Annotated in this window: 21 protein-coding genes; 11 read left to right on the plus strand and 10 right to left on the minus strand. The window is 60.9% G+C overall.

Annotated elements, in window-relative coordinates:
• Positions 1–57 precede the first annotated feature (57 nt).
• The 5 genes from QNH97_RS05815 (at position 58) to recX (ending at position 3323) form a co-directional block, all read left to right on the plus strand.
• Complete coding sequence (locus tag QNH97_RS05815) at positions 58–621, plus strand: glycoside hydrolase family 19 protein (RefSeq protein WP_283555994.1); 564 nt, start codon at positions 58–60, stop codon at positions 619–621.
• Positions 603–1139 carry a lysis system i-spanin subunit Rz gene (locus tag QNH97_RS05820; protein WP_283555995.1) on the plus strand — a complete coding sequence of 179 codons (537 nt, stop codon included), beginning with the start codon at positions 603–605 and terminating at the stop codon, positions 1137–1139. Before QNH97_RS05815 ends, QNH97_RS05820 begins: the two co-directional genes overlap by 19 nt.
• A gap of 71 nt (positions 1140–1210) precedes the next feature.
• Positions 1211–1711, plus strand: coding sequence for a CinA family protein (locus QNH97_RS05825; protein ID WP_283555996.1), 501 nt, complete (start codon positions 1211–1213; stop codon positions 1709–1711).
• Between the two features lie 83 nt (positions 1712–1794).
• Positions 1795–2847, plus strand: a complete 1053-nt coding sequence (gene recA / locus QNH97_RS05830) for a recombinase RecA (protein ID WP_283555997.1) — start codon at positions 1795–1797, stop codon at positions 2845–2847.
• 8 nt (positions 2848–2855) lie between these two features.
• Positions 2856–3323, plus strand: coding sequence for a recombination regulator RecX (gene recX / locus QNH97_RS05835; protein ID WP_283555998.1), 468 nt, complete (start codon positions 2856–2858; stop codon positions 3321–3323).
• 46 nt (positions 3324–3369) lie between these two features.
• On the opposite strand, the gene QNH97_RS05840 is transcribed toward recX, so the two are convergent.
• On the minus strand, positions 3370–4488 hold the full coding sequence (locus QNH97_RS05840; protein WP_283555999.1) for an LOG family protein: 1119 nt from the start codon (positions 4486–4488) through the stop codon (positions 3370–3372).
• A 454-nt stretch (positions 4489–4942) separates the two neighbouring features.
• On the opposite strand from QNH97_RS05840, the gene QNH97_RS05845 reads away from it, so the two are divergent.
• Complete coding sequence (locus QNH97_RS05845; protein ID WP_283556000.1) at positions 4943–5137, plus strand: hypothetical protein; 195 nt, start codon at positions 4943–4945, stop codon at positions 5135–5137.
• On the opposite strand, the gene QNH97_RS05850 is transcribed toward QNH97_RS05845, so the two are convergent.
• Entirely contained in the window at positions 5138–5560 is a 423-nt protein-coding gene (locus tag QNH97_RS05850) for a PA3611 family quorum-sensing-regulated virulence factor (protein WP_135843980.1), read from the minus strand.
• 184 nt (positions 5561–5744) lie between these two features.
• On the opposite strand from QNH97_RS05850, the gene QNH97_RS05855 reads away from it, so the two are divergent.
• The 3 genes from QNH97_RS05855 to QNH97_RS05865 all read left to right on the plus strand — a co-directional run bounded on the left by QNH97_RS05855 (position 5745) and on the right by QNH97_RS05865 (position 7793).
• Positions 5745–6491 (plus strand): tRNA-uridine aminocarboxypropyltransferase, encoded by a 747-nt coding sequence (locus QNH97_RS05855; protein WP_283556001.1) that lies wholly within the window; start codon positions 5745–5747, stop codon positions 6489–6491.
• Positions 6492–6705: 214 nt separating this feature from the next.
• Positions 6706–7359, plus strand: coding sequence for a response regulator transcription factor ErdR (gene erdR / locus QNH97_RS05860; RefSeq protein ID WP_283556002.1), 654 nt, complete (start codon positions 6706–6708; stop codon positions 7357–7359).
• 71 nt (positions 7360–7430) lie between these two features.
• Positions 7431–7793: a diacylglycerol kinase gene (locus tag QNH97_RS05865; RefSeq protein ID WP_283556003.1), complete on the plus strand. Its 363-nt coding sequence runs from the start codon at positions 7431–7433 to the stop codon at positions 7791–7793.
• 4 nt (positions 7794–7797) lie between these two features.
• Here the strand turns inward: QNH97_RS05865 and QNH97_RS05870 are convergent, their stop codons facing one another.
• Positions 7798–8724, minus strand: coding sequence for a LysR family transcriptional regulator (locus tag QNH97_RS05870; protein ID WP_283556004.1), 927 nt, complete (start codon positions 8722–8724; stop codon positions 7798–7800).
• A 121-nt stretch (positions 8725–8845) separates the two neighbouring features.
• On the opposite strand from QNH97_RS05870, the gene fpr reads away from it, so the two are divergent.
• On the plus strand, positions 8846–9625 hold the full coding sequence (gene fpr, locus QNH97_RS05875; RefSeq protein ID WP_003184787.1) for a ferredoxin-NADP reductase: 780 nt from the start codon (positions 8846–8848) through the stop codon (positions 9623–9625).
• 209 nt (positions 9626–9834) lie between these two features.
• Here the strand turns inward: fpr and tsaA are convergent, their stop codons facing one another.
• The 5 genes from tsaA to rimO form a co-directional block, all read right to left on the minus strand.
• Positions 9835–10533 carry a tRNA (N6-threonylcarbamoyladenosine(37)-N6)-methyltransferase TrmO gene (gene tsaA, locus QNH97_RS05880; RefSeq protein ID WP_283556005.1) on the minus strand — a complete coding sequence of 233 codons (699 nt, stop codon included), beginning with the start codon at positions 10531–10533 and terminating at the stop codon, positions 9835–9837.
• Positions 10534–10730: 197 nt separating this feature from the next.
• Positions 10731–11192 (minus strand): YehS family protein, encoded by a 462-nt coding sequence (locus QNH97_RS05885; protein WP_283556006.1) that lies wholly within the window; start codon positions 11190–11192, stop codon positions 10731–10733.
• 57 nt (positions 11193–11249) lie between these two features.
• Complete coding sequence (locus tag QNH97_RS05890; RefSeq protein ID WP_283556007.1) at positions 11250–11960, minus strand: rRNA pseudouridine synthase; 711 nt, start codon at positions 11958–11960, stop codon at positions 11250–11252.
• An 82-nt stretch (positions 11961–12042) separates the two neighbouring features.
• Positions 12043–12516, minus strand: coding sequence for a GNAT family N-acetyltransferase (locus tag QNH97_RS05895; protein WP_283556008.1), 474 nt, complete (start codon positions 12514–12516; stop codon positions 12043–12045).
• Between the two features lie 259 nt (positions 12517–12775).
• On the minus strand, positions 12776–14116 hold the full coding sequence (rimO, locus tag QNH97_RS05900) for a 30S ribosomal protein S12 methylthiotransferase RimO (RefSeq protein ID WP_025212174.1): 1341 nt from the start codon (positions 14114–14116) through the stop codon (positions 12776–12778).
• A 337-nt stretch (positions 14117–14453) separates the two neighbouring features.
• Here rimO and QNH97_RS05905 point away from each other — a divergent pair, with 337 nt between their 5' ends.
• Positions 14454–16295, plus strand: a complete 1842-nt coding sequence (locus tag QNH97_RS05905; protein WP_502944530.1) for a potassium transporter Kup — start codon at positions 14454–14456, stop codon at positions 16293–16295.
• A gap of 260 nt (positions 16296–16555) precedes the next feature.
• Here the strand turns inward: QNH97_RS05905 and QNH97_RS05910 are convergent, their stop codons facing one another.
• Both QNH97_RS05910 and mprF read right to left on the minus strand, forming a co-directional pair.
• Positions 16556–17845, minus strand: a complete 1290-nt coding sequence (locus QNH97_RS05910) for an AcvB/VirJ family lysyl-phosphatidylglycerol hydrolase (RefSeq protein ID WP_283556010.1) — start codon at positions 17843–17845, stop codon at positions 16556–16558.
• Positions 17845–20487, minus strand: coding sequence for a bifunctional lysylphosphatidylglycerol flippase/synthetase MprF (gene mprF, locus QNH97_RS05915; RefSeq protein WP_283556011.1), 2643 nt, complete (start codon positions 20485–20487; stop codon positions 17845–17847). Before mprF ends, QNH97_RS05910 begins: the two co-directional genes overlap by 1 nt.
• Positions 20488–20548 lie beyond the last annotated feature (61 nt).

Raw genomic sequence — 20548 nt, forward strand, 5'->3', positions numbered from 1 at the left:
AACGCGAGCTTGCTCGCGAAGAGGGCAACACCCATAACGAATTTCGATGACCTGACCATGGACGTTACCCAACAGCAACTCATCAACATCATGCCCAACGCCCGCAGCCAAGCGGGCGTTTTTGTTTCTGCGCTTAACGCAGCCATGTCCCGCTACCGTATCGAAACGCCTAAACGCATTGCCGCGTTTCTCGCCCAGGTCGGTCATGAATCGGGACAGTTGCGCTATGTGCGCGAGCTCGGCGCTGACCAATACCTCAGCAAGTACGACACAGGACCGTTGGCCGTGCGCCTGGGCAATACGCCCCAGGCCGACGGGGACGGTCAGAAATACCGTGGCCGGGGTCTGATTCAGATAACCGGGCACGACAACTATCTTCGTTGCAGCCTGGGTTTGTTTGGCGACGAACGCCTGCTGGCCTTGCCAGAGCTGCTGGAGCAACCGCAATGGGCCGCTGAATCCGCTGCGTGGTTTTGGGAGCGCAACGGCTTGAACGAACTGGCTGATCGCGACCAGTTCAACAGCATTACCCGGCGGATCAATGGTGGTTTGAACGGTTTGGAGGATCGCCTGCAACTCTGGGCGCGGGCGAGGGCGGTGTTATGCCAGCCTTCGACCTGATGCCTTTTTCTGCTCGAACCCTTGGCATCGTCGTTTTGCTGGCATTGGTGGCGGGTGGCCCGGCGATGCTTGCGTGGCGTCTCCAGGATTGGCGGTATGGCCAACAGTTGGCGCAGTTGGCCCAATCCCAGGCCGCGACGTTGAATCAGATAACCCAGGCAGCAGCGATGCAACAAAAGGCCGAGCAAGACAAACGCCTGGCCCTGGAACAACAACTCTCCGCCAGCGAACACACCCATTACCGAGCCTTGAGCGATGCCCAACGTGATCAGGATCGCCTGCGCGATCGCCTTGCTACTGCCGATGTCCGGTTGTCAGTCCTCCTCGACGCCGACGATGTTGCCGCCGGTTGTGCAGTGCCTGCCACCGCCAGCGCCGGCGGCGTGGATCATGGCGCCCCACGCGCCCGACTTGACCCAGCGCATGCTCAACGAATTATCGCCATCACCGACGCCGGTGATCGCGGACTGATCGCCTTGCAGGCGTGCCAGGCCTATGTCAGGGCGCTGGGCCGGTAGTCCATCGAGTCTTGCAAGCTTCCCATGCTCGTGTACGGTAGGCCCCACTTGCGACGAATCAGGAGAGCATCATGGACGACATTACTGAGCTGGCCGCTGAGCTGGGCCGGCGCCTGCAGTTGCTCAATGCCCATGTGACCACGGCCGAGTCCTGTACCGGCGGCGGGATTTCCGAGGCGATCACGCGCATTCCAGGGAGTTCGGCCTGGTTCGAGGCCGGTTACGTCACCTATTCCAATCGCCAGAAGACCCAGCAGTTGAATGTGCCGGCCGAGCTGTTCGGGACGGTGGGGGCGGTCAGTCGCGAGGTGGTCGAGGCCATGGTGCGGGGTGCCCAGCACAAGAGCCTGGCGCGGTTTGCCGTGGCAGTCAGCGGCGTTGCCGGGCCGGACGGTGGTTCGCCGAATAAACCGGTGGGCACGGTGTGGCTCGCCTGGGGCGTTGGCGAGACGGTGATCAGCGAGCAGCGATTCTTTCCGGGCAACCGCGACGAGGTCCGCCGACAAACGGTGAAGGCCGCGCTAGACGGGCTGCTGCAACATGCCTCTATAGAAATCTCAAATCAGGGGTAGGCGATCCTCAATCGCTGTGGAATAATACTGGCTACTTATACAGGTGTTGGCCGTCAGGCCTTATTGATTACGTGAGGACTTTAATGGACGACAACAAGAAGAAAGCCTTGGCTGCGGCCTTGGGTCAGATCGAACGTCAATTCGGCAAGGGTGCCGTAATGCGTATGGGCGATCAGGACCGTCAGGCTATTCCTTCCATCTCCACCGGCTCCCTGGGCCTGGACATCGCGCTTGGCATCGGCGGCCTGCCCAAAGGCCGTATCGTTGAAATCTACGGTCCTGAATCCTCGGGTAAAACCACACTGACCCTGTCCGTGATCGCCCAGGCTCAAAAAGCTGGCGCGACCTGCGCCTTCGTCGACGCCGAACACGCCCTGGACCCGGAATACGCCGGCAAACTGGGTGTCAACGTCGATGACCTGCTGGTTTCCCAGCCGGACACCGGTGAACAGGCCCTGGAAATCACCGACATGCTGGTGCGTTCCAATGCGGTCGACGTGATCATCGTCGACTCCGTGGCGGCGCTGGTGCCAAAAGCTGAAATCGAAGGTGAAATGGGCGACATGCACGTGGGCCTCCAGGCTCGCCTGATGTCCCAGGCCTTGCGCAAGATCACCGGTAACATCAAGAACGCCAACTGCCTGGTGATCTTCATCAACCAGATCCGCATGAAGATCGGCGTGATGTTTGGTAGCCCGGAAACCACCACCGGTGGTAACGCGCTGAAGTTCTACGCCTCGGTTCGCCTGGACATCCGCCGTACTGGCGCGGTGAAGGAAGGTGATGAGGTTGTCGGCAGCGAGACCCGTGTCAAGGTTGTGAAGAACAAGGTGGCTTCGCCGTTCCGTCAGGCTGAATTCCAGATTCTTTACGGCAAGGGCATCTACCTCAATGGTGAGATGATCGACCTGGGTGTGTTGCACGGTTTCGTCGAGAAATCTGGCGCCTGGTATGCCTACAACGGCACCAAGATCGGTCAGGGCAAGGCCAACTCGGCCAAGTTCCTGGCGGACAACCCGGAAGTTGCCGCAACCCTCGAGAAGCAACTGCGTGACAAGCTGCTGAGCCCGGTGGCCGACGTCAAGGCAGTGGCCAATCGCGAAACCGTTGATGACCTGGCTGACGCTGATCTCTGATTGATTCGATGACCGTCGTACTCGATACCCTCGTCGCGGTGCGACGAACCGCGATGGACCTGCTCGCCAGGCGCGAGCATGGTCGGGTTGAGCTGACGCGTAAGCTGCGTCAGCGCGGTGCGCCCGATGAGTTGATCGACTCGGCGCTCGACCGTTTGACGGAAGAGGGCCTGTTATCGGAGTCCCGCTACCTTGAGAGCTTTGTCTCCTATCGCGCCCGCTCTGGGTATGGTCCGTTACGAATTCGTGAGGAGCTTGGTCAGCGTGGCTTGCAACGCCCGGATATCGAACTCGCCCTGCGCGAAAGTGGTATCGATTGGCAGGCGCAACTGACGGACACCTGGCGCCGCAAGTTCTCAGGGCATTTGCCCATCGATGCACGAGAGCGAGCCAAGCAAGGGCGTTTCCTGGCGTATCGAGGGTACTCCATGGAAATGATCAACCGTTTGTTCAGCGGTCGCGGCATGGATGATTAAACAAGAACGGCCCGCTATTTCGATAGCGGGCCGTTTTTTTATGGGCTCAGGTTACCTTGATCGGTTCCCACGTCAGGGGATGGGGTTCTGAAGTGGGCTGGGCCCAGTTTTCCGGCAGGTTGATGTAGTCCACCAATTCCCTTAAACGACCGTGATTGCGGGCGTTGAAGGTAAACGCCAGTCGTGTCAAATGGCTGAAGTGGGCTTCGTCGTGCTCCTCGCCGCTGTAGTCATGCTGATGGAAGCAGTCGTTCAGGCACAGGTCGGCAAATTCCAGCTGTATCTGCTGCAGCGCCTGTTCGCTGAGCTTGTGATGCATGCGAATCACGAACTGGTGTTTGAGCCAGCGACTGGAGTGGAAGTTGCGGTAGAACTGGTTGATTTCCTCCACGGCGTCTTCGGCGTTGTACACCAGGCGCATCAATTTCATGTCAGTGGGCAGGATGTAGCGGTTTTCCTCCAGTTGCTCACGGATGAAGTCCAGGGCACCTTTCCAGAACTTGCCCCCTGGAACGTCCAGCAGGACCACCGGCACCAAGGGGCTTTTCCCCGTCTGTACCAGCGTCAGGACTTCCAAGGCTTCATCAAGGGTGCCGAAACCGCCTGGGCAGAGCACCAGTGCGTCGGCCTCCTTGACGAAGAACAGTTTGCGGGTGAAGAAAAAGTGGAACGGCAGCAGGTTCGGCGTGCCTTCGACGGTCGGGTTTGCGTGCTGTTCGAAGGGCAGGGTGATGTTGAAGCCCAGGCTGTGGTCGCGACCTGCGCCTTCATGGGCGGCGGCCATGATGCCACCGCCGGCGCCGGTGATGACCATCATGTCCGAACGGGCCAGCGCCGCCCCCAGCTCTCGGGCCATGGCGTACAGAGGATGTTCGACGGGCGTGCGGGCGGAGCCGAAGACCGTGACCTTGCGTCGGCCCTTGAACTGTTCGAGCGTACGGAACGCGTGCTCCAGCTCTCGGAGTGCCTGCAAGGTGATCTTGGCATTCCAGCGGTTGTGATCTTCCTGGGCCATGCGCAGCACGGTCAGGATCATGTCGCGGTAGATGGGGAGGTTCGGGCTGTCGGGTGATACCAGGTTGAGTTGCTCTTCGACCTTGCGGGTGAGGTCGTGGCCATGGCTCTCGAAATGACGACTGAGCAGGTCATTCGGTTTATAAGGCATTCAACTTCTCCTTCTTAACAGGACCCCGGCCCGAACGAGAGATTCGTCAGGGCCACGACACTCCGTGTGTCGTTGTCGGCCCAGGCCTGTGCCTGGACGTTCGACCTGGCTCGACGCGATCTATGGCAGGCGATCAAGCCATCCTGCGGGTCCTGCTTTTTCCTTGAATGAAAGAACAATCACACAGCAAGGTGTTAGCTGGGCAGCCTCGTTCTGCCCGATGAAAAACAGATACTTCTCAATCTAGCTGATCTTCGCTGTCCTGATCATGGCGCGCAAAAGTGATCGTTGGCAACCGCTGGATGCAAGCGCTGAAATACCCGCCGCTCGTCAGATTGCCGACCGGGTATGTGCCGCTCTGATTTACTGATAGCAAGCGTACTCATGCAATTCGGCGCCCAGGGCTGGGTGTCACGCGATAGATTGAAGTGGCTAGGGCATGGAGGCGGGAGAGATGACCAGGGTGACTCTGGAGCTCGACAGGCAGTTGTACCTGACGCTGTTGGAAGCGGCTCAGGCCAATCAGGTAAGCCTTGAAGAGGAATGCTGCCGACGGTTGGAAGGCCGTGGATGGCGCTCGCGTTATCTGCAGGCGCTGGTGGCGGAACTGCGCGCCGATGATGAGCAGCGGCGCGCTCGCTCGGGTTGATTACTTCTTCGTCTTGGCCGGTTTCGGGCAATCCGATTCCTGGAAGCGTTCGGTCGCGACCGGGCGATTGGTCTTAACCTCGGTAAACTCGTAGCGCATGGTGGCGCCCTTGGCCATCAGCTTGCGGAAGCCTGGGTTGGTGCATACCGTGGAGCCTAACTGGAAATACACGGCCTTTGGGTCGGCGCGCATTTTCTGGGCATGGCTGCTTTGCACACTGAGGTGGTTGATCAGCTCGGTGCCTTCGACGGTGTAACCCTGGTCAAGAATATCCTCGCTGATCGCCCGCGGCGTGCCAACGCTGCTTTGGGTGGCCACGTTCTGCAGCATCTTGTTCAGTTCGAGTTCTTTCAGCGAAGCAGCCTGAGCGCTGAGGGACGTCGCCAGCAGAACGGCAACGGTAGGGACGATAAGGCGCAGCATGAAACTCTCCTGGTTCAGTGACTGGTGGTTCGACCGATCACATGACTGTGCGTTCAGTGGCGGGAAATTATAGGGGAGCCCGGGCGCACGGTACAGGCTTGCGCGCTCTGGTAGACTGCCGGCCTCATTAGCCTTGCCGAGTGTTGTTCGTGTCGAGTTTTCCTGTCTGCCGGCGTCGCCTGTGATGAATCATGCCCCTAACGCCGTAGCCCGCCTGCGCGACCAGCGCATCGATGAGGGCATCAAGCCGATTCAGGCGCGGGGTTGGCGCGCGCCCCGTTGCAGCGCCTGCCGGGTGATCGAGAGCCATTGCCTGTGTGCCTGGCGTCCGAGCGTCGAGACCCGCTCCGGGATCTGCCTGATCATGACCAACAAGGAAGTGTTCAAGCCGAGCAACACCGGTTGGTTGATTGCCGACGTGGTGCGCGACAATCATGCCTTCATCTGGTCACGTACCGACGTCGACGCGCAACTAATGGCGCTGCTGAATGACCCGCAATGGCAACCGTACCTGGTGTTTCCCGGTGAATACGTCGAGCCTTCGCGGGTCACTCATACGGTGGAGCTCGATTCTTCCAGGCGTCCGCTGTTCATTCTGCTGGATGCGACGTGGACCGAGGCGCGGAAGATTTTCCGTAAAAGTCCCTATTTTGACCGGCTGCCGATCCTGAGCCTGTTGCCCGACAAATTGTCGCGCTACCGCTTGCGCCGTTCCACCCGCAGCGAGCACCTGTGTACCGCCGAAGTGGCGGCGTTGTGTCTGGAGCTGGCAGGGGACAGCGATGCCGCGTCGGCCCTGGACGCCTATTTCGATGTGTTCAGCCAGCACTACCTGGGCGCCAAACGCCAGCAGGAGGTGAATGTATCGACCCCGGCCCATGCCGAGTTGCTGCCCTTTATTCGTACGGCGCAAGCAGTATTGGCCCAATAGTGGCCCATACTGCACGCAGCGGTGGCGGTGCTGCTTGACCACCCTGGCTTCGCTGGGCATGCTTGGCGCCGACCAGGGTGCGGCCAAAGTTTGAAGCGCTGTGTTTGGCGTTGACGTGCCCCTGTGCATACTGCTGCAGGGCGGTGTGTTGAGTTGTTTGGGTGAGGCGCGAATGCATCGGGCCTGCCATAAAAAAAACAGGATCATTTAAAAAATGGCCACATACGAAATCCTGATTGCTGATGATCACCCGCTTTTTCGCAGCGCGTTGCATCAGGCAGTGACCCTGGGCCTTGGCCCGGATGTCCGGCTTACGGAGGTGGCCAGTATTGCGGAACTGGAGGTCCGGTTGACCGAAAAGTCCGACTGGGACCTGGTGCTGCTGGACTTGAATATGCCGGGTGCGTATGGCTTTTCAGGATTGGTGCTATTGCGCGGTCAGTACCCGCAGATTCCGGTAATGATGGTCTCGGCCCAGGAAGAAGCGTCGGTGATGGTCAAGGCCCGGGAATTCGGCGCCAGCGGCTTCATCCCCAAATCCAGCTCCCTCGAACAGATCCAACAGGCCGTGAAGGCTGTGTTGGATGGCGATGTGTCCTGGCCGCCCCAGGCGTTCGAAGCGGTCAGCGTGTCCGCAGAAGCCAAAGCCGCCAGCGAAGGCCTGGCCAGCCTCACGCCCCAGCAGTTCCGGGTGTTGACCATGGTCTGCGAAGGCTTGCTGAACAAGCAGATTGCCTATGAGCTGAGCGTGTCAGAGGCCACCATCAAGGCCCATGTGACGGCCATCTTTCGTAAACTGAACGTGCGCACCCGGACCCAGGCGGCGTTGCTGCTGCAACAACTTGAGTCAATTTCACCGCAGCCGTAGTGCTTTGTTCACGCTTTTTTGACCGGGTTTGAATTAGCTTCTCCACCCCTTTCGATCAGTTGCCTACTCATATGTCACCTTTTAAAGGCCAAACAGGCCTGAAACGCATCCTCAACGCCTCCGGCTATTCCCTGGACGGGCTGCGGGCTGCTTTTGTCGGCGAAGCGGCTTTCCGTCAGTTGGTGCTGCTCAATGCCTTGCTGATTCCGTTGTCGTTCTTCCTGGATGTCAGTCGTGTCGAACAGGCGCTGTTGATCGCTGTCTGCCTGCTGGCGTTGATTGTGGAGTTGCTCAACTCTGCGGTGGAGGCGGCCATCGACCGCATCTCGCTGGAACTGCACCCCCTGTCGAAAAACGCCAAGGACATGGGCAGCGCGGCCCAGTTGGTCGCGCTGACGATGATCGCGTTGGTCTGGGGCGTGGTACTGCTTTAAACCCTCAGGCGATGGCCGGCAGCACGATTTCGTCGCTGCGCTGGACCCCTGCGGTGAAGGCTCGGCACAGTTCGAGGAATTCGCGCATGGCCGAGGTCTGATATTTCTGTTTGTGCCAGATGAAGTAAAACTGCCGGGCCAAGTCCATATCCGGGGTTTCCACCGGAACGAGACTGCCGCGGCGGAAGGCGTCGCGCAGTGCCAGGCGTGAGATGCAGCCAATCCCCAGGCCGGACTCCACGGCGCGCTTGATGGCTTCGGTGTGTTCCAGTTCCAGGCGGATGTTCAATGCGCTGCGATGGTGGCGCATGGCTTGGTCGAAGGTCAGGCGTGTGCCGGAACCCTGTTCCCGTAGAATCCACGCTTCATGGGTCAGCTCCTCCATGGTCGCCTGGCCGCGCTTGGCCAGTGGGTGTTGCGGTGCGCAGAACACCACCAGTTCGTCCTCGACCCAGCTCTGCACCTCGATGTCCGGATGGCTGCAATCGCCTTCGATTAGACCCAGATCAATTTCATAGTGGGCAACCTGTTGCACGATATTGGCAGTGTTCTGCACGTGCAGCTTCACCTGGCTTTCCGGATGGCGCTGCATGAAGCCGCCGATCAGCAGGGTCGCCAGGTAATTGCCGATGGTCAGGGTCGCGCCGACCGCCAGTGAGCCGAAACCGGACTTGCCATTGAGCAGGTCTTCGATCTCCTTGGCTTGGTCCAGCAGCGCCACTGCCTGGGGCAGCAACTGTTTGCCCAGGGCATTGAGGCTCAGGCGTTTGCCGGCGCGGTCGAACAATTGGCAGCTGGATTGGCGCTCCAGTTCGGTGATGGAGGTGCTGGCGGCCGACTGCGAAAGATTGAGCAGGCCCGCAGCACGGGACACACTCTCTTGCTGAGCGACGGCGACGAAGACTTGAAGTTGACGTAGAGTAAATCGCATATCGATATAACCGATAACCCTTATCTTAATAATCCATTTAACAGATATTGTCGCCGCCATTAGAATGCGATGCAATTGCGCAAATTGACGACGCAGGCATCATTCCCAGGAGTCCCCGTACATGAGCAACATGAACCACGAGCGTGTCCTCAGTGTTCATCACTGGAACGACACTCTGTTCAGCTTCAAGTGCACCCGCGATCCGGGCCTGCGCTTCGAGAACGGTCAGTTCGTGATGATCGGCCTGCAGCAGCCCAATGGCCGCCCGCTTATGCGCGCTTACTCGATTGCCAGCCCGAACTGGGAAGAGCATCTCGAATTCTTCAGCATCAAGGTGCCCGACGGTCCGCTGACTTCCCAGTTGCAGCATCTGAAGGAAGGCGACGAGATCATCATCAGCAAGAAGCCCACCGGCACGCTGGTGCTGGACGACCTCAAGCCTGGCAAGCATCTGTACCTGCTCAGCACCGGCACCGGTCTGGCGCCGTTCATGAGCGTCATCCAGGATCCGGAAACCTACGAGCGTTTCGAAAAAGTGATCCTGTGCCACGGCGTGCGTTACGTCAATGAAGTCGCCTACCGCGAGTTCATCACCGAGCACTTGCCCCAGAACGAGTTTTTCGGCGAAGCACTGCGGGACAAGCTGATCTACTACCCGACCGTGACGCGCGAGCCGTTCGAGAACGAAGGCCGCCTGACCGATCTGATGCGTAGCGGCAAGCTGTTCCGCGACATCGGCCTGCCGCCGATCAATCCGCAGGACGACCGTGCGATGTTGTGCGGCAGCCCGAGCATGCTCGACGAAACCAGCGAAGTGCTCAACAGCTTCGGCCTGACCGTTTCGCCGCGTATGCGTGAACCGGGTGATTACCTGATCGAGCGGGCGTTTGTAGAGAAGTAAGCCTCGACGCTTGTGGTGGCTGCTAGATTGCCATCGCGAGCAAGCTCGCTCCCACAGGGGGGTTGGGTTGAGTCATCTATCGTGAACAACACAGCTCCAGTGTGGGAGCGAGCTTGCTCGCGATGGCCGTGACTCGATCCAACTGACAACCCACAAAAAAAGCCCGCACCGCCTGAATAAGGTGGTGCGGGCTTTTTCGTTCCTGGCGATTAGTGCTTCGCCGGAATCACTTCCAACACCCGGATCACCCCCGGCTGCGGGTAATGCCAGCGAACGTCCAAGTCCCAGAACTGCGCGCCATATTCCCGTTCGGCTGTAGGAACCTGGTAGGCCGGGCGTGGGTCTTGGGCCAGGCACTGTTCGATCAGCTCCACCAAGGGCTCTTGCAGGCGTATGGCGTGATCCTGGGCTTGTAGCAGGGCGGTGTCCGCCCATTGCACGGGGATCAGCTCAGGCGCCGCACTGGCGATGCTGTTCGATGCCGCGCCGACGATGTCGGCGTAGGGAACGTAGGGCTTGATGTCGAGCACGGGCGTACCGTCCAGCAAATCGATGCCCGAGAGCCACAGCCGACCGGCCTCGACCCGTTCCAGCTTCACCACCGACTGGCCAATGCCGTTGGGGCGATGGGTGGCACGGGTGGCGAATACGCCCATGGACTTATTGCCACCCAGGCGCGGCGGCCGGACCTTCAGCCGTGGCTTGTCTTCCAAGGCCTGATGGAACAGGAACAGCAGCCAGACATGACTGACCTGCTCCAGGCCCTGCACCGCATCCCCCTGATCGAACGGCGCCACCAGCTCCAGCACGCCGCGCGCGGCCGGGGCCAGTTGCGGTTGACGGGGGATGGCAAATTTCTCCTTGAAACAGGAGCGGACGAAGCCGATGGGGGACACGTTGTAAGTCATGGGTTGAAATCGAGGCGAGGTGGAGAGGGCATGATACCGCGAGCGGTGAAATCGACGCTGTCCCCTGTGGCGAGGGAGCTTGCTCCCGCTGGACGCGCAGCGTCCCCTTGCGGTGTGTCAGACGAAGCCACGGGGGCCGCTTCGCAGCCCAGCGGGAGCAAGCTCCCTCGCCACAGGGACGTTGGAGACCTGGGAAGTCAGCCGCGAACGCGCAGCGTCAGCCCCTTGAGGAAGTTGCGCAGCAACTGATCGCCACACGGGCGGTAGTTGGTATGGCCGAACTTGCGGAACAACGCGCTCAGCTCCGGCTTGGACACCGGGAACTCGGCGGCCTTGAGGATGGCGTGCATGTCGTCTTCCTTCAGCTCGAAGGCCACCCGCAGCTTCTTGAGGATGATGTTGTTGGTCACCGGGACTTCGATGGGTTGCGGCGGACGGCTTTCGTCCTTGCCGCGCTTGAAAATCACCAGGCCATCGAGAAAATGCGCCATGACATCATCGGGGCAGAACACGAAGCCTTCTTCCTCATCTTTCTTGAGGTAACCCGCCAGGTCCGCCAGAGAGACGTCCAGGCCACCCAGCTTGATGATTTCGATGACTTTCTTGTCGCTGATGTCGAGCATGTAGCGCACGCTACGCAGTACGTCGTTGTGAACCATGTGTGCAATCCTGATTAATCGGCAATGGGCGCCCCAGCTCGGTGCGGCGCCGGAAAATTAGAATTTCTCTTTGGCAGACAGGTAGCGCCACTGGCCCAGCGGCACCTTGCCGATGGACACGCCACCGATGCGGATGCGGCGGATGGCGATCACCTTGAGGCCGACCGCCTGGCAAAACAGTGCGATCACGCCCGGTTGCGGGTTTTTCATGGCAAAGCGCAGGCGGTTCTCGTTTTGCCAACTGGCCTTGACCGCTGGCAGCTCCTTGCCCTTGTAGGTCAGTCCATGGTTCAAGCGATTGAGGCCATGGGCGACCATGTCGCCTTCGACTTCCACCACGTATTCCTGCTCGATCTTGGCGGCATCGGCGGTGAGTTTGCGCAAGATCTTCCAGTCCTGGGTGAACACCAGCAGCCCACTGGCGTTGGCCTGCAGGTCGGCGCTGGCGGTCAGGCGCAGAAAGTGGCCCTTGAGCGGCCGCTTGCCGAAGCGGTGTTCCTCGCTCAAGGTCTGTGGCCCAAGGGACGCCATCGCGGTGTCCACATCCATGCCCACCGGGGCGTTCAGCAGGAGAGTCACCGGTTCCGGTGCGGTGGCCTTGGCCTCGGGGTCGAGTTCAACTTTCTGGGTGGTGACCTTGAATTGCGGCTCGTCGATCACTTCGCCATCCACGGTGACCCAGCCGCCCTCAATGAACAGCTCAGCCTCCCGACGGGAACAGCCGACGAGTTCGATGAGGCGTTTGGAGAGACGAATCGGGTCAGTCATGACAGGGCCGTAACAAAAAGAGGGTGGGCATTGTACCTGCCTGGCGGCGGTTAATCGCGGGTCCATTTGCGTCGTGTGGCTTTTAGCCGCGTTGGGCCTTGAGGTCCGGCTGTTTGTAGCGCATGTGCAGCAGCGGGTAAGGCTGGTTCATGCCGTCCCGTTCCGAGCGGCCGACGACTTCGAAGCCTTGCTTGAGGTAAAAGCCCAAGGCTTGCGGATTCTGTTCGTTGACGTCCAGTTGATCGGCGTTTAGCTGTTCCATTGCGTGGCGCAGCAGTTGCTTGCCGAGCCCCTGGCCACGGTGCTGCGGGTCGATGAAGAGCATCTCGATCTTTCCGGCCGCGACGCCGGCGAAACCGGTGATCCGCTGGCGAGCGTCGCGAGTACAAATGAGCATTACCGCATCCAGATAGCGGGTCAGCACCAGGTTCTTCAACAGCTCGATGTAGCTGTCCGGCAGAAAATCATGGGTGGCCCGCACCGACGCCTCCCAAACCCGGGTCAGTTCCTCATAGTCGCTCGGTTTTGGTGTATGGATGACCGAATGCTGACGCATGCCCGCCTGTTCCTTTTGCTGGATGTCCCGTGTTTCTCCATACGATAGCCGTAAAAAAGCCCCGCATCTTGTCGCAAGGCGGGGCTTTTAAAGTTTTTGAGGTGGGCGAGTTAATCGCTGTAGGCACAGAACCTGTGGCGAGGGAGCTTGCTCCCGCTGGGCAGCGCAGCGGCCCCCGCTTTTTGCGATTGCTGCGCAATCGAGCGGGAGCAAGCTCCCTCACCACAAAAAGCCCGCTCGGCTAAAGCCCAGGCCTGGATCAACCGATCTGCTCAGCCCACAAGTCATATTCGTCGGCATCAGTCACCTTGCACCAGACCTTGTCGCCCGGTTTGAGATTGCTGCCATTGTCGATGAATACGTTGCCATCGATTTCCGGCGCGTCGAAGAAGCAACGCCCCACGGCGCCTTGCTCGTCCACTTCATCCACCAGCACTTCGATTTCACGGCCGATGCGCATTTGCAGGCGCGCCGAGCTGATGGCTTGCTGGTGCGCCATGAAACGCTCCCAACGGTCCTGCTTGACGTCGTCCGGCACCACGTCCAGATCCAGGTCGTTGGCCGGTGCGCCTTCGACGGGGGAATACTGGAAGCAGCCGACGCGGTCGAGCTGGGCTTCGGTCAGCCAGTCCAGCAGGTACTGGAAGTCCTCTTCGGTCTCGCCGGGAAAGCCGACGATGAAGGTCGAGCGGATGATCAGGTCCGGGCAGATTTCGCGCCAGTTCTTGATGCGGGCCAGGGTCTTGTCTTCGAAAGCCGGGCGCTTCATGGCCTTGAGGACTTTCGGGCTGGCGTGCTGGAACGGGATGTCCAGGTACGGCAGGATCTTGCCGGCGGCCATCAGCGGGATCAGTTCGTCGACATGCGGGTACGGATAAACGTAATGCAGGCGGACCCAGACGCCGAGGGTGCTGAGGGCTTCGCACAATTCGGTCATGCGGGTTTTCACCGGCGCGCCGTTCCAGAAGCCGGTGCGGTACTTCACGTCGACGCCGTAGGCGCTGGTGTCCTGGGAAATCACCAGCAGCTCTTTGACGCCGGCCTTGACCAGGCGCTGGGCCTCGTCGAGCACATCGCCCACCGGACGGCTCACCAGTTTGCCGCGCATCGACGGGATGATGCAGAAGCTGCAGCTGTGGTTGCAGCCTTCGGAGATCTTCAGGTAAGCGTAGTGGCGCGGGGTCAGCTTGATGCCTTGTGGCGGCACCAAGTCGATCAGCGGGTTATGGTCCTGACGTGGCGGCACCGCGTCGTGCACGGCGTTGACCACCTGCTCGTACTGCTGCGGACCGGTCACGGCCAACACGCTCGGGTGCACGTTGCGGATGTTGCCTTCTTCCACACCCATGCAGCCGGTGACGATGACCTTGCCATTTTCCTTGATGGCTTCGCCGATCACTTCCAGGGATTCGGCCTTGGCCGAGTCGATGAAGCCGCAGGTGTTGACCACCACCACGTCGGCGTCCTGGTAGGTGGACACAACGTCATAGCCTTCCATGCGCAGCTGGGTCAGGATGCGCTCGGAGTCGACCAGAGCCTTTGGGCAACCCAGGGATACGAAGCCAACCTTCGGATTGGCTGGCGCGGTAGTGGTGGACATGTCTAACCTCGGTGTAGGGGGGATCGTCTCTTGCCGAGACAGGGCGCCTGGCGCGCCTCTGATCAAAAAGTGCGCAATTCTATCCATGGCCGACGCACTTGACCAGCTTTATACCGGGAAATACGACGAGTGCTGCGCTATGCTTCGCGCCTTTGCGCTTCTTCGATTTTTACAGTCAACAAAACATCTGTAACGACATGTAAGAAACAGCGCATGCTGCGTCACACAGCATAGTGCTTCGTTGAAGCGGACAGGTCTGGGAAATCAGGAGTGTTGGATGGGTCATGCAAGTAGTCAGGCGGCGGGTGCCGAGCATTCGGCAGCGAAGCCGGTGAGCATGCTGGTCGCGGCGGTCGGAGTGGTTTATGGCGACATCGGCACGAGCCCGTTGTACACCCTCAAGGAAGTGTTTTCCGGTGGCTATGGCGTGCCTGTCAATCACGACGGGGTGCTGGGGATTCTGTCGCTGATTTTCTGGTCGCTGATCTGGGTGGTGTCGATCAAGTACATGATGTTCGTCCTGCGCGCCGACAACCAGGGCGAGGGCGGGATCATGGCGCTCACCGCCCTGGCGCGCCGGGCGGCAGCGGGGCGGGCGCGGCTGCGGACATTCCTGGTGGTCTGCGGCTTGATCGGTGCGGCGCTGTTCTACGGTGACAGTATGATCACCCCGGCGATTTCCGTGCTCTCGGCCATTGAGGGCCTTGGCCTGGCGTTTGAAGGTATCGACCACTGGGTGGTGCCGCTGTCGTTGGTGGTGCTGGTGGGGCTGTTTCTGATCCAGCGCCACGGCACTGCACGGATCGGCACCCTGTTCGGCCCGATCATGGTCACCTGGTTCCTGGTGCTCGCCGCCTTGGGTGTGTACGGCATCATCCAACACCCGGAAGTGTTGCAAGCGGTGAACCCGGCCTGGGCCGTGCGTTTCTTCGTCGTCCATCCGGGCATGGGCGTGGCGATCCTCGGTGCCGTGGTGCTGGCGCTGACTGGCGCCGAAGCGCTGTACGCCGACATGGGCCACTTCGGCCGCAAGCCGATCGCTCGCGCCTGGTTCATCCTGGTGCTGCCGGCCCTGATGCTCAACTATTTCGGTCAGGGCGCGTTGCTGCTGGGTGACCCGGAAGCGGCGCGTAACCCCTTCTATCTGCTGGCGCCGAGTTGGGCGCTGATTCCGCTGGTGGGTCTGGCGACGTTGGCGACGGTGATCGCTTCGCAGGCGGTGATCTCCGGCGCATTTTCCCTGACGCGTCAGGCGATCCAGCTGGGCTATATTCCGCGCATGTACATCCAGCACACCTCCAGCGCCGAACAGGGCCAGATCTACATCGGCGCGGTTAATTGGTCGCTGATGGTCGGCGTGGTGCTGCTGGTGTTGGGTTTCGAATCTTCCGGTGCGCTGGCTTCGGCCTACGGCGTGGCCGTGACCGGCACCATGCTGATGACCACGATCCTGGTTTCGGCGGTCATGTTGCTGTTGTGGAAATGGCCACCGCTGCTGGCGGTGCCGGTGTTGATTGGTTTCCTGGTGGTGGACGGCCTGTATTTTGCTGCCAATGTGCCTAAGATCGTCCAGGGTGGCGCTTTCCCGGTCATCGCCGGTATAGCCTTGTTCGTGTTGATGACCACCTGGAAGCGCGGCAAGCAACTGTTGGTAGAACGCCTGGACGAAGGCGCGTTGCCGCTGCCGATCTTCATCAGCAGTATTCGCGTGCAACCTCCTCATCGCGTGCAGGGCACTGCCGTGTTCCTCACCGCTCGCTCGGACGCGGTGCCCCACGCGCTGTTGCACAACCTGCTGCACAACCAGGTGCTGCATGAGCAAGTGGTGCTGCTGACGGTGGTGTACGAAGACATCCCCCGGGTACCGCCGCAGCGGCGCTTCGAGGTTGATGCCTACGGCGAAGGGTTCTTCCGGGTGATCCTGCATTTTGGCTTTACCGACGAGCCGGACGTGCCGCAGGCGCTCAAGCTCTGTCATCTGGATGAGCTGGACTTCAGCCCGATGCGGACCACCTACTTCCTCAGTCGCGAAACGGTCATCGCCTCGAAACTCGAAGGCATGGCCCGTTGGCGCGAGGCGTTGTTCGCATTCATGCTGAAGAACGCCAACGGCAATCTGCGCTTCTTCAATCTGCCGCTGAACCGGGTGATTGAGTTAGGAACACAGGTCGAGATGTAGGCCTTGGCCAAAAAGCCCCCGTTGCCTTGCGGTAGCGGGGGCTTTTTTGTGGGGCATACAAATACTGATGGCGAGGTGGGTGGTTTGTGGGAGCGAGCTTGCTCGCGATGGCGGTGGCACATCCAACATTGGGGCCAGCTGACCCGACGCTATCGCGAGCAAGCTCGCTCCCACATGAGGGGCCTGTGTAAACCCTGAAGCGACAAAAAAGCCCCGGCAACCGCAAGGCTGCCGGGGCTTTTTTTCAGGCTTGCCTCAGATCACTGTTCGGCAACCTTGCTCTGGCGCTTGTTGATCTCATCAATCAGGCGCTTGGCCAGGGCCGGGTAGTTTTCGTCGAAATGGTGACCGCCCGGCAGCTTGATCGCTTCGCCGACGGCGGTCTTCTCGGTGCAGCCACTTTCGTCGGCTTCTTCGCCGCCGTAGATGCACACCACTTTTTCAGCAGGCAGCTTGGCCATTTCCGGGCCGGTGGCGGCTTCGGTGCCGGCGTTGCCGAGCCAGCCTTCGACTTCGATCTCAAAGCTGCCGGTGCGGGCGAAGGCCAGCAGGATAATCGCATCGACCCGCTGTTGTTCGGTGGCCGGCAGGCGGTTGTAGATCGCTGGCAGTACGTCGGCGCCGAAGGAATAGCCGGTCAGGATGAAGCGCTTGGTGCCCCAGACTTGGCGGTAGTGTTGCATCAGTTCAGTCAGGTCCGCCGCGCTTTGCTCCGGGCTCTTGTGCTGCCAGTAGTAGCGCAGGGTATCGATGCCGACCACCGGGTAGCCGATCTTGGCCATTTCATCGGCCACGTCGCGGTCCAAGTCGCGCCAGCCACCGTCTCCGGAGAGAAACAGGGTTACCGTATCGCGCGCCTGGCTGGCGGGTACTTCCACCACAGGGATGCTCAGGCCGCCCTTGGCGTTGTCGGTGCCCACCAGGATTTTGCGCAGCTCATTGTTCAGCACTTGCGGCAGGTTGATGTCGTAGTCGCTGATGCTGGTTTCGGCATTCTGCTGATCCCTTACGAAACCGGCACTGGTGTCGTCAGGGTTGTCGTTCCAGGCCACCAGCCAGTGGCCGTGGGCTGCGCTTTTAGGCAGCAAGTGCGTGCAGCCGGGTTTTTCCAGGGCCAGGTCCACCGAAACAGCCTTGGCCTTGTCGTCCTTCTGCTCCGCCAGCCAGCGCCAGGCCAGCACGGCGCCCGGGCCGATACCACTGACCAGCGTTGCCGGCCCCTGGAGCTGCCGCAGGCCTGCCTGCAGGGCGCGACCTTGCAACATGCAGTCCTTGGGCAGGATCACCTGGACGATCTGCGCCGAGCCGCTGCGGCTGAGGGTCGTCAGCTGGGTGTCGCTGAGTTTCTGGTCTTCATTGACGGCCACCAGCACTTGGGCGCCGGGCTTGGTGCCGGGGATGACCCGGGTCATCGGTACGCCGTCGGAGGGCTCCAGTTGTTCAAGGGTGGGTTGTGGGGCCGGGCGGTTCCAGTACCAGTAACCGCCACCGAGAATCACTGCCAGCACCAGGAGGGTGGCCACTATGTATCGCCAGGAGCGTTGCATCATCAGCGTTTCACCAATCCAGTCAGGCCGCCTGCAATCAGGGCGGCGGTATCGGCCAGCGCCACTAGCGGATCGAGTCCGGCGGGCACGGCCATGTAACGAGGTTCCCAGTCAGGCTGGAATTTGTCTTTGAAGCGGCGCAGCCCCTGGAAGTTGTAGAGCTGCTCGCCACGGCGAAACACCATCGAACCCAGGCGCTGGGTCAGCGGTGCGCCGCGACGCGGTTGCAGGCCCGACAGCGGGACCATGCCGAGGCTGAAGCGGGCGTAGTCATGGTTTTTATAATGTTGGATGAGGCCGACCATCATGAACTCCATGGTCAGCTTCGGAGCGTCGGGGTGGGCGCGCATCAGGTCGAGGCTGGCCAGCTCGTGGCTGTGGGTTTCCAACAGGTTGGCGAATGCCACCGGACGGCCTTCGAAACGGATCACTGCGATGCGAAAGTGCTTGAGGTAGTCCTCGCTGAAACGGCCCAGGGAGAAGCCTTTCTCACGCACATTCTTGCCCGTCAGCCAGGCATCGGAAATGACCTTGAGCTCATCCATCGGCGCCTGGCCTGGCTCGTGGATCTCCAGCGACAGGCCGTCACGGGTGCCACGGTTCCAGGTGTAGCGCAAATCCTTCATCTCTTTGCCCTTGGCCTCGAGATCGAAGCGCTTGAGATCGACCCGCGCCTCTTCACCCAACTTGATCGCCGTCAGGCCGATGTCCATGTAGTACGGCAGGTTCTCGGCGCGCACCTGATAAAACACCGGGCGAGCATGGTGGATGTCGCACAGGTCGCGGAATTGCCAGATCATTTCGGCCCGTTGCTGGGTGGGCCCGATCGGGTCGTACAGCGCCACCAGGCTGCGGCCGCGGCGTGCATACATCAGGAATGCTTCGTCGTTGGGGTGAAACAGCAATGCCTTGTCACCGGTCAGGGACAGGCCGCCGTCGGGTTGCGCTGACGCCAAGAGGATCGCCTTGGCACGTTCCAGCTCTTCAGCCGTCGGCAAATGGATCACCGGCCGCGCAGTGCGCAACAGCCAGGTCAGGGACACCACCACCAGCAGGACCGCTGCGCCCAGCAGCGAGCGCAGGCCGCGAGGGGCGTCGGCGTCGAGGGTGAATTGCCACCAGAGTTGATGGCTGTAGGGCACGTCCTGGTAGGCGAACAGCAGCAGCCAGATCGATGCGCCGAGCACACAGAGGCTGGCGATCAGGAACAGTGGGGAAAATGGCAGCTCGGTCAGGCGACTCGCACGATAAAAGGAGCGCCGGAACACCGCCAGCAGGGCGGCGGTCAAGGTCAGCAGCGTGGCTTCTTCCCAGTCGAAGCCCTTGAGCAGCGAGAGCAGGGCGCCCACCAGCAGCAGCACGGTGGTCAGCATCCAGGCGGCCGACAGGCGCCGGCGCAGGCCTTGGGCGAGCAACAGGCACAGCACGCCCACCAGGCTGGCGCCGAAGTGCGACGCGTCGACCAAGCGGTGAGGGATCAGAAAACCAATGTGCTCCAGACGAGTATCGATCTCCGGCGTTACGCCGGAAAACAGCAGCACCACGCCAGACAGGAACACCAGCACCGCGAGGATCGGTGCCGCCAAACCCGACGCCACGCGCAGGGACTGTCGCGTCTGGAACAGCCGTTGCGCCTCATTGATCAGCAGCAACACACACGCCACCAGCATCGGCAGTAGCACATAGATCAAGCGATACAGCAGCAGGGCGGCGGCCAGGGGCGCGGCCCCCAGTTTGTCGGCAAACGCGGCCAGCAGAATCGCTTCGAATACGCCGACCCCGCCCGGCACGTGACTGAGCACACCGGCGGCCAGCGCCAGCAGATATACCAGCAGGAACGCGCCGAATGGCGGTGCTTCGGGCAACAACAGATACAGCACCGTAGCGGCCGCTGCGACATCCAGCGCAGTGATGACCAATTGCAGAAAAGTCAGGCGTCGGCCCGGCATGCGCAGCGTACGGCGCCCGGCCTTGACCAGCAGGGCGTCGCGATAGGGCTGTTCCGGCAGGCGCCGGCGATAAATACCGATGGCCAGCACGCAGGTGAGCAGCAGCACCGCCACCGCGATCGCCCCCAACAAGGTGGCTGGCAGGTGCAGCGCGGCAGACGCGGCAGGCAGGTTGCTGAGTGTTGCCAGGGCCGCCAGTGGCGGCAACGCGCAGCCCAGTGACAGGCTGGCGAAGAGGGTCATGTGGGCGACATCCGACGCACCCAGGCCATGACGCGCATATAAACGGTAGCGAACCGAACCGCCCGACAGCAGCGACAGGCCGATGGCATTGCCGATGGCAAACGCAGTGAACCCGCCCAGGAGCATGGTTTGCCGTGGCAGTGTCACGCCGGCATAGCGACTGGCGGACCATTCATAACCCAGCAGAATGATGAAACCGACCACTGTGGCGGCGATCGCGCCGAGCAAGGCCGGCCGGGGCACTTCCAGAATCGAGTCGTGCAGGGCGTACAGGTCGAGTTCGCTCAGCAGGTGGCGACAAGCAATCAATGCAATCGCAAACAACAGCAGCGTGACGGCAAGGCCGATCGGCTGGCGGTATTGACTGATCCGGTCCAGCCAGCGCAATCGCTCGGCCTTGATCGGTTGTGTCGCAGTAACGGAGTCTTGCGGGTCAGACGAGTGAGCGCGCATCAATCACCTCTTGAGCTATGCGCGACAGGATGGGGGTATCCAGTCAAGTTACCAATCCCCG

The organism is Pseudomonas sp. G2-4 (assembly GCF_030064125.1).
In the GTDB taxonomy this organism is placed as follows: domain Bacteria; phylum Pseudomonadota; class Gammaproteobacteria; order Pseudomonadales; family Pseudomonadaceae; genus Aquipseudomonas.